This is a genomic window from Dolichospermum lemmermannii CS-548, assembly GCF_028330815.1.
Classification (GTDB): Bacteria; Cyanobacteriota; Cyanobacteriia; order Cyanobacteriales; family Nostocaceae; genus Dolichospermum; species Dolichospermum lemmermannii.
Genome location: NZ_JAQMTJ010000187.1, coordinates 1 through 8,680, shown reverse-complemented (window position 1 = coordinate 8,680; position 8,680 = coordinate 1). Strand labels below are relative to the sequence as shown.

The 8,680-nt window shown below is 41.2% G+C and carries 9 protein-coding genes; all 9 read left to right on the top strand.

What is annotated here, in order from left to right:
* The first annotated feature begins 129 nt into the window (after positions 1-129).
* The 9 genes from rpsL to PN450_RS12420 all read left to right on the top strand — a co-directional run bounded on the left by rpsL (position 130) and on the right by PN450_RS12420 (position 8,549).
* Entirely contained in the window at positions 130-513 is a 384-nt protein-coding gene (gene rpsL / locus PN450_RS12460; RefSeq protein WP_015078104.1) for a 30S ribosomal protein S12, read from the top strand.
* A 381-nt stretch (positions 514-894) separates the two neighbouring features.
* A complete protein-coding gene (gene rpsG, locus PN450_RS12455) occupies positions 895-1,365 on the top strand; it encodes a 30S ribosomal protein S7 (RefSeq protein WP_015078103.1) in 471 nt (156 codons plus the stop codon).
* Positions 1,366-1,543: 178 nt separating this feature from the next.
* Entirely contained in the window at positions 1,544-3,622 is a 2,079-nt protein-coding gene (gene fusA, locus PN450_RS12450; protein WP_148763567.1) for an elongation factor G, read from the top strand.
* Positions 3,623-3,644: 22 nt separating this feature from the next.
* Positions 3,645-4,874: an elongation factor Tu gene (gene tuf, locus PN450_RS12445; protein ID WP_168631801.1), complete on the top strand. Its 1,230-nt coding sequence runs from the start codon at positions 3,645-3,647 to the stop codon at positions 4,872-4,874.
* A gap of 164 nt (positions 4,875-5,038) precedes the next feature.
* On the top strand, positions 5,039-5,356 hold the full coding sequence (gene rpsJ, locus PN450_RS12440; protein WP_015078100.1) for a 30S ribosomal protein S10: 318 nt from the start codon (positions 5,039-5,041) through the stop codon (positions 5,354-5,356).
* Positions 5,340-5,492: a hypothetical protein gene (locus PN450_RS12435; RefSeq protein ID WP_233467030.1), complete on the top strand. Its 153-nt coding sequence runs from the start codon at positions 5,340-5,342 to the stop codon at positions 5,490-5,492. The genes rpsJ and PN450_RS12435 overlap by 17 nt, the downstream gene beginning before the upstream one ends.
* On the top strand, positions 5,461-5,583 hold the full coding sequence (locus PN450_RS12430) for a hypothetical protein (protein WP_256370234.1): 123 nt from the start codon (positions 5,461-5,463) through the stop codon (positions 5,581-5,583). The genes PN450_RS12435 and PN450_RS12430 overlap by 32 nt, the downstream gene beginning before the upstream one ends.
* A gap of 183 nt (positions 5,584-5,766) precedes the next feature.
* The gene (locus PN450_RS12425; RefSeq protein ID WP_015078098.1) at positions 5,767-6,417 is read left to right on the top strand and encodes an LON peptidase substrate-binding domain-containing protein; all 651 of its coding nucleotides are present in this window, start codon (positions 5,767-5,769) and stop codon (positions 6,415-6,417) included.
* A gap of 62 nt (positions 6,418-6,479) precedes the next feature.
* The gene (locus PN450_RS12420; RefSeq protein ID WP_271836527.1) at positions 6,480-8,549 is read left to right on the top strand and encodes a prolyl oligopeptidase family serine peptidase; all 2,070 of its coding nucleotides are present in this window, start codon (positions 6,480-6,482) and stop codon (positions 8,547-8,549) included.
* Positions 8,550-8,680 lie beyond the last annotated feature (131 nt).

Here is an 8,680-nt window from a genome sequence, read left to right as displayed (position 1 = left end):
CCCCAACTTCCTCTACTCCCCCAACTTCCCTGTTCCCTCCCAAAAATGATTGACAGAAAATCAAAAAAAAAGATATAATCAGGATTTGTTAAAACTTAGATCATAAAGCAGCTTCACGCGCTGTAACTCATGCCAACAATACAGCAGCTAATACGTAGTGAGCGCGAACTAGCGCGTCAAAAAACCAAGTCCCCTGCTCTGAAGCAATGCCCGCAACGGCGAGGCGTTTGCACCAGAGTATACACAACTACACCTAAAAAGCCTAACTCAGCACTCCGCAAGGTAGCCAGGGTAAGACTTACCTCTGGATTTGAAGTAACAGCTTACATCCCAGGTATCGGTCATAACTTACAAGAACACTCCGTAGTTATGATTCGTGGTGGTCGGGTCAAAGACTTGCCCGGAGTTAGATACCACATTATTCGTGGCACATTAGATACAGCCGGAGTTAAAGACCGCAAACAAGGCCGTTCCAAATATGGAACTAAGCTCCCAAAAGCAGGTAAAAAATAGGTAAGCGGCGGTTAATCGCGTTAAATACGGTTAATCGTCCTACCTGCAAACTGCGTAATAAACCAGCAGTAACGAATTTTTTTTCAGAAAATCAAACTGGATCTGGCATAAAAACAAGTTGTATGAGTTTGGAGAAGATAATCTTGTAAACGATAACAGCACTTTAATCTAAATTTTAAAGCTGATTACGTTGTCGTCTTCTGTGTCTGGTAGCAGATAATAAGTGAATTAATTCAGCCTCCTCTCAACTGATAGCGATAGCATGGCTCAAGCCATAAAGGAAAACACAGGAAAAATCAGCGGCTAATTAAACCGCTTTTAGTCTCCTGTGTTCTGATAGCATATAATTTCGTGGTCAAATTCCGTATTCAAGGATGAAGTATGTCTCGTCGTGGTGTTAGTCAAAGGCGCACAGTCCCGCCTGACTCAGTGTATAATAGTCGCCTTATCAGCATGATGATGCGCCGGATCATGCGTCATGGCAAAAAATCAATTGCCGCAAGAATAGTTTATGACGCTTTGAAAACTATTGAAGAACGTACTGGTGGAAGTCCATTAGAAACTTTTGAAAAAGCGGTGCGTAATGCGACACCATTGGTAGAAGTTAAAGCTCGCCGCGTTGGTGGAGCAACTTACCAAGTACCAATGGAAGTGCGTACAGATCGCGGTACTACTCTAGCATTGCGGTGGTTAGTTCAGTATTCTCGCCAACGTCCAGGTAGAACCATGGCCGGAAGATTGGCTAATGAATTAATGGATGCAGCGAATGAAACTGGTAGTGCTATTCGTAAGCGCGAAGAAACACATCGGATGGCGGAAGCGAACAAAGCGTTTGCACATTATCGTTACTAACTAGAAAAACGATATATCGTCTTCTCGTGTGCGGTATATCGTAGAATTTATAGCTAATGCCCAAAAAGGCAACTGCCTAGCTAGGCTAACAAAAAAAGACGGTTTTCCGTAAAAGTATAGAATCTTAACAAAGAGTAATATACAAGATATCATGAGGCGACAACCTTAGGAGGTAACTGTGGCACGCACGAACCCGCTAGAGAAAGTACGCAATATCGGTATTGCGGCGCATATAGATGCGGGCAAAACAACGACAACAGAGAGAATATTATTTTACTCTGGGATCATTCATAAAATTGGCGAAGTTCACGAAGGAACAGCCGTTACAGACTGGATGGAACAAGAACGGGAGCGGGGAATTACCATCACTGCTGCTGCCATTAGTACCAGTTGGAATGATCATCAAATTAACATTATTGATACTCCCGGTCACGTGGACTTCACCATTGAAGTTGAGCGTTCCATGCGAGTATTAGATGGTGTAATCGCTGTATTTTGTTCCGTAGGTGGTGTTCAACCCCAATCAGAAACAGTATGGCGACAAGCAGACCGCTATAAAGTCCCTCGCATTGCCTTTATTAACAAGATGGATCGCACCGGTGCGAACTTCTATAGAGTGCATGACCAAATGGTCGATCGCTTGCGAGCTAATGCGATCGCTATTCAACTGCCTATCGGTAGTGAAACTGAATTTAAGGGGATTATTGACTTGGTGAAAATGTGTGCATATATGTACACAAACGACCAAGGAACTGATATCCAAACAGTAGAAATTCCCGCTGAACTAGCCGAAAAAGCCGCCGAATACCGCATCAAGTTGGTAGAAGCAGTATCAGAAACTAGTGATGTGCTGATGAATAAGTACTTCGAGGGCGAAGAACTGACAGAAGCAGAAATCTGTACTGCCCTCCGCAAAGGAACAATTGCTGGAACAATAGTCCCAGTGCTTTGCGGTTCAGCCTTTAAGAACAAAGGCGTGCAATTGATGTTGGATGCGGTGATAGATTATCTACCATCACCACTGGAAGTGCCACCAATTCAAGGCACACTGCTCAACGGTGATCCCGTAGAACGTCATGCTGATGATAACGAACCATTATCAGCGTTGGCATTTAAGATTATGGCTGACCCTTACGGTCGCCTCACCTTCGTTCGTGTTTATTCTGGTGTGCTGAAGAAAGGTAGTTACGTTCTTAACGTCAGCAAGAATAAAAAAGAACGGATCTCTCGGTTAGTGCTGATGAAAGCAGATGACCGACAAGATGTAGATGAACTACGGGCAGGTGACTTGGGTGCTGCTTTGGGATTGAAAGATACTTTGACAGGTGATACCCTTTGTGATGAAGGTTTCCCAGTAATTCTGGAATCCCTGTTTATTCCTGAACCTGTGATCTCGGTAGCGGTTGAACCCAAAACCAAGAACGACATGGATAAGCTTTCCAAAGCGCTGCAATCTTTGAGTGAAGAAGACCCCACCTTCCGGGTGCGTGTTGATCCAGAAACCAACCAAACCGTGATTGCGGGCATGGGAGAATTGCACCTAGAAATTCTTGTAGATCGGATGTTACGGGAATTTAAAGTAGAAGCAAACGTTGGTGCGCCCCAAGTGGCTTACCGCGAAACCATCCGCAAAGCCGTCGAAAAAATTGATGGTAAATTTATTCGCCAAAGTGGTGGTAAGGGGCAATACGGTCACGTAGTGATCAACTTAGAACCAGGAGAACCAGGCACAGGTTTTGTATTTGTTTCTAAAATTGTCGGTGGGATTGTCCCCAAAGAGTACGTAGGACCTGCGGAACAGGGCATGAAAGAATGTTGTGAATCTGGTATTTTAGCCGGATATCCACTCATTGATGTCAAAGCTACCTTGATACATGGTTCTTATCACGACGTAGACTCTTCCGAAATGGCTTTCAAAATTGCCGGTTCTATGGCAATGAAAGAAGCGGCATCAAAAGCCTCTCCGGTGATCTTAGAGCCGATCATGAAAGTTGAAGTAGAAGTACCTGAAGACTACATCGGTAACGTGATTGGTGACTTAATCTCCCGCAGAGGACAGATTGAAAGCCAAAGCACTGAACAAGGACTGGCAAAGGTGGTATCGAAAGTTCCACTGGCAACCATGTTTGGTTATGCCACTGATATCCGGTCGAAAACCCAAGGTCGGGGTATCTTTACGATGGAATTTAGTACCTACGAAGAGGTGCCTCGCAGCGTAGCTGAGGGAATCATCTCAAAAAGTAAAGGGAACGCTTAATTAAAAAAGGAAACGATTATTCATGGCACGCGCAAAGTTTGAAAGAACTAAACCTCACGTTAATATCGGTACTGTTGGTCACGTTGACCATGGCAAAACTACTTTAACAGCAGCTATTACCATGACCTTGGCCGCTAATGGTCAAGCGGTGGGTAAGGGTTACGACCAAATTGATAATGCACCAGAAGAAAAAGCTCGGGGTATTACAATCAATACCGCTCACGTTGAGTATGAAACCACTGCTCGTCACTATGCTCACGTAGATTGCCCTGGACACGCTGACTATGTGAAAAACATGATCACAGGTGCAGCGCAAATGGATGGAGGCATCCTTGTAGTTGCGGCTACGGATGGTCCTATGCCCCAAACTCGTGAACACATCCTCTTGGCAAAACAAGTCGGTGTTCCTAGTCTGGTCGTGTTCTTGAACAAACAAGACATGATGGACGATGAAGAGTTGATGGAATTGGTAGAAATGGAACTGCGGGAATTGCTGACCGCTTATGATTTCCCCGGTGATGATATTCCCATTATCAAGGGTTCGGGTCTGAAAGCTCTGGAAGCAATGATTGCTAATCCCAAAACTCAGCGCGGTGAAAATGAGTGGGTAGACAAAATCTATGAGTTGATGGATGCTGTAGATGCTTCTATTCCTACTCCTGAAAGGGATGTGGATAAACCATTCTTGATGGCTGTGGAAGATGTGTTCACCATCACAGGTCGTGGGACTGTGGCTACTGGACGGATCGAACGCGGTATCGTTAAGGTTGGCGATACAGTTGAGCTAATTGGCATCAGAGATACCAAGACTACCGCAGTCACTGGGATTGAAATGTTCAAAAAGAGCCTTGATCAAGGTATGGCTGGAGATAACGCTGGTGTACTACTACGTGGTCTCAAAAAAGAAGACATTGAGCGGGGTATGGTAATTGCCAAACCTGGTACAATTAAACCTCACACTCAGTTTGAAGGTGAAGTTTACGTTTTAACTGAGAAAGAAGGTGGTCGGAAAACACCATTTTTCGCAGGTTATCGCCCTCAGTTCTATGTGCGGACAACTGATGTAACTGGAACAATCAAAGCCTTTACCGATAGGGAAGGTACAGATGTGGAAATGGTTATGCCTGGCGATAACATCAAGGTAACAGTAGAATTGATCAATGAGATCGCTATTGAACAAGGTATGCGCTTCGCTATTCGTGAAGGTGGCCGGACTATTGGTGCTGGCGTTGTCGCTAAAATCTTGAAATAACACTCACCTTTTTGCTCTTATTCAAAAGGAGTAGAGATGAATTATATAATCTCTGCTCCTTTCTATTCCCATAAACAATTTTAAATTTCAGATTTGGGATGGAATTTAACATCTAAAAATCTAAAATCTAAAGTCTAAAATTTACCGAACCTGGAAAACTAAAAATGGCAACTCTACAGCAGCAGAAGATTAGAATTCGTTTAAAGGCATTTGACCGCCGTTTATTAGATACATCTTGCGAGAAGATTGTTGAAACAGCTAACCGTACCAACGCTACAGCTATCGGACCAATTCCTTTACCCACCAAACGCAAGATATATTGCGTACTGCGATCGCCTCACGTAGATAAAGATTCCCGCGAACACTTTGAAACCCGCACCCATCGCCGGATTATTGACATTTACCAGCCTTCTTCTAAAACCATTGATGCACTCATGAAGCTAGATTTACCTTCTGGTGTAGATATTGAAGTCAAATTGTAAATTTGTCATTTGTCAGTGGTCAGTAGGGGCGAAGCATTTGGAAGATAAATTATCGGTCATTGCCAAAAATAGTTCTCCAAATGCTTCGCCCGTACAGTTGTTAGTTGTTAGTAGGGGCGAAGCATTTGGAAGATAAATTATCGGTCATTGCCAAAAATAGTTCTCCAAATGCTTCGCCCGTACAGTTGTCAGTGGTCAGTAGTGAAGGAAAAACAACGAACAACTGACAACGAACAACTGACCACTGACAACGAACAACGAACAACTGACAATTAGCTCTGAGAAAATTTATCTCAGGGCTTTTTATTAGCTATAAAACATCATGATAAAATATGAATAAAGTACAGAGAAAGTAGGCAAGAATATAATATTTTAAGACTACAATTTATACTTAACTAACAATACTAACAATGACATCTTCTTCTAAAATCGCAGTGCGTGAACTACCTCTATTCCCATTACCAGAAGTGGTTCTATTTCCGACCAGACCATTACCTCTACATATCTTTGAATTTCGCTACAGAATCATGATGAATACGATTTTGGAGAGCGATCGCCGATTTGGGGTATTGATGATTGATCCCACAAAGGGGACAATTGCTAATGTGGGTTGTTGTGCCGAAATTCTTCATTATCAACGGCTACCTGATGACAGAATCAAGCTATTAGCTTTAGGACAGCAAAGATTTCGGGTTTTAGAATATGTCCGCGAAAAGCCCTATCGCGTTGGTTTGGTAGAATGGATTGAAGATCAACCCCCAGCTAAAGATTTACGTCCGTTGGCTTCTGAGGTAGAACAACTGTTGCGGGATGTTGTGCGTCTTTCAGCCAAGTTAACAGAACAAGAGATTGAACTACCAAATGATTTACCAGATTTACCCACAGAACTATCTTATTGGATAGCGAGTAATCTCTATGGTGTCGCTCCCGAACAGCAAGCATTATTAGAAATACAGGATACAGTTGCTCGTTTAGAACGAGAAGCGGAAATTCTCACTTCTACTCGTAATCATTTAGCAGCGCGTTCTGTACTTAAAGATACGTTTAATGAAATGGAATAACTCAACCAACTTTAATCAGATCATCGGTAGGATAGATAGAACAGTTTATCTATCCTGAATCTATGTCTAACTCTAAACAACCCCTGACCTATCCCACCATTAGCAAAAGTGATCAAATAGATAATTATCACGGAACTGCGGTTGCAGACCCTTACCGCGCCTTAGAAGACCCGGATACGGAAGAAACAAAGGCTTGGGTAGAAGCCCAAAATCAAGTTACCTTTAGCTACTTAAATGAAATTCCTGCTAGGGAAAAAATAAAACAGCGTCTCACCAAACTTTGGGATTATGAAAAATATGGAACTCCCTTTAAAGAAGGTGAAAGTTACTTTTATTTCAAAAATGATGGACTGCAAAATCAAAGTGTTCTCTACACTCTCCCAACCTTAGAATCAGAACCAAGAGTATTACTTGACCCTAATCAACTTTCAGAAGATGGTACAGTTGCCCTTTCAGGAATTGCTATCAGTGAAAATGGTCAACTTTTAGCTTATGGTTTATCTAGTTCTGGTTCAGATTGGCAAGAATGGAAAGTGAGAGATATTGCCACAGGTGAAGATTTACAAGATCATTTACAATGGATTAAATTTTCTGGTGCTGCTTGGACTCATGATCATCAAGGTTTTTTCTACAGTCGTTATGATGAACCAAATGAAAAAACCAAATTAGAAGATGTAAATTATTACCAAAAATTATATTATCACAAACTTGGTACACAGCAATCAGAAGATATTTTAATTTATCATCGTTCTGATGAAAAAGAATGGGGTTTTGGTGGTAACGTCACCGAGGATGGCAAATATTTGATAATTTCAATCTGGCTAGGAACTGACTCCAAAAACTTAGTTTTTTATCAAGATTTAACAAATCTAAATTCTGAAATTATCGAACTAATTAACCAATTTGCAGCCGATTATAGCTTTATTGATAATGATGATCATATTTTCTACTTTCGCACAGATTTAAATGCCCCAAAAGGCAGAGTTATTGCCATTGATACTAAAAAACCAACTTCAGAAAATTGTCAGGAAATTATTCCTCAAGCTGTAGAAACATTAGAAAGTGTTGGTATTCTGAATAATCAATTTGTCGCTGATTATCTGCAAGATGCCCATAGCCAAATCAAGATATTTGATCTCAAAGGGAATTTTATTCGAGAAGTAGAATTACCCGGAATTGGTTCAGCAAGTGGATTTGGTGGTAAACGCCATGATCCAGAAACATTTTATAGTTTCACCAGCTTTACTACTCCCGGAACTATTTACCGTTACGACATGAAAACGGGTAAAAGTAAAATTTTCCGGCAGCCAAAAGTAGATTTCAATGCTGATGAATATGAGACAAAACAGGTTTTTTATGAAAGTAAAGATGGTACAAAAGTGCCAATGTTTATTACCCACAAAAAAGGAATTAAATTAGATGGCAATAATCCCACTTATCTCTATGGATATGGTGGTTTTAATATCTCATTAACACCAAGTTTTTCTGTGAGTTTATTAATATGGCTAGAAATGGGGGGAGTGTATGCTGTTCCTAATTTGCGAGGTGGTGGTGAATATGGGGAAGAATGGCATCAAGCAGGAATGAAAGAGAAAAAACAAAACGTTTTTGATGATTTTATTACTGCTGCTGAATGGTTAATTGCTAATAATTACACTAAACCTGCAAAACTAGCAATTGGTGGAGGTAGTAACGGCGGTTTATTGGTGGGTGCTTGTATGACACAACGCCCTGATTTGTTTGGTGCAGCCTTACCCGCAGTGGGTGTTATGGATATGTTGCGTTTCCATAAATTTACTATTGGTTGGGCTTGGGTAGCTGAATATGGTTCTTCAGAAAATGCGGCAGAATTTACAAATTTGTATGCTTATTCACCTTTGCATAATTTAAAGCCGGGAATAGCTTATCCGCCAACTTTAATTATTACCGCAGATCATGATGATCGTGTTGTTCCTGCCCATAGTTTTAAATTTGCTGCGGCTTTACAAGCAGCCCATAGTAGTGATGCACCTGTATTAATTAGAATTGAAATAAAAGCAGGACATGGTGCAGGTAAACCGACAGCAAAAATTATTGAAGAAGCAGCAGATAAGTGGGGTTTTTTGGTACGCGTTTTGGCGATTGATGTTTAATGGTAGATAAATTTCCGATAGTTTTCAGTTACTGCACATACAATACTTGTTTAAACGTACACTTTTAATGTCTTCACTCATATATATATATATATATATATATATATATATATATATATATATATATGAGT

Coding starts and splice junctions, on each gene's coding strand:
- rpsL (WP_015078104.1), top strand. CDS start 130: ATGCCAACAATACAGCAGCTAATACGTAGTGAGCGCGAACTAGCGCGT.
- tuf (WP_168631801.1), top strand. CDS start 3,645: ATGGCACGCGCAAAGTTTGAAAGAACTAAACCTCACGTTAATATCGGT.
- PN450_RS12425 (WP_015078098.1), top strand. CDS start 5,767: ATGACATCTTCTTCTAAAATCGCAGTGCGTGAACTACCTCTATTCCCA.
- PN450_RS12420 (WP_271836527.1), top strand. CDS start 6,480: ATGTCTAACTCTAAACAACCCCTGACCTATCCCACCATTAGCAAAAGT.
- rpsG (WP_015078103.1), top strand. CDS start 895: ATGTCTCGTCGTGGTGTTAGTCAAAGGCGCACAGTCCCGCCTGACTCA.
- rpsJ (WP_015078100.1), top strand. CDS start 5,039: ATGGCAACTCTACAGCAGCAGAAGATTAGAATTCGTTTAAAGGCATTT.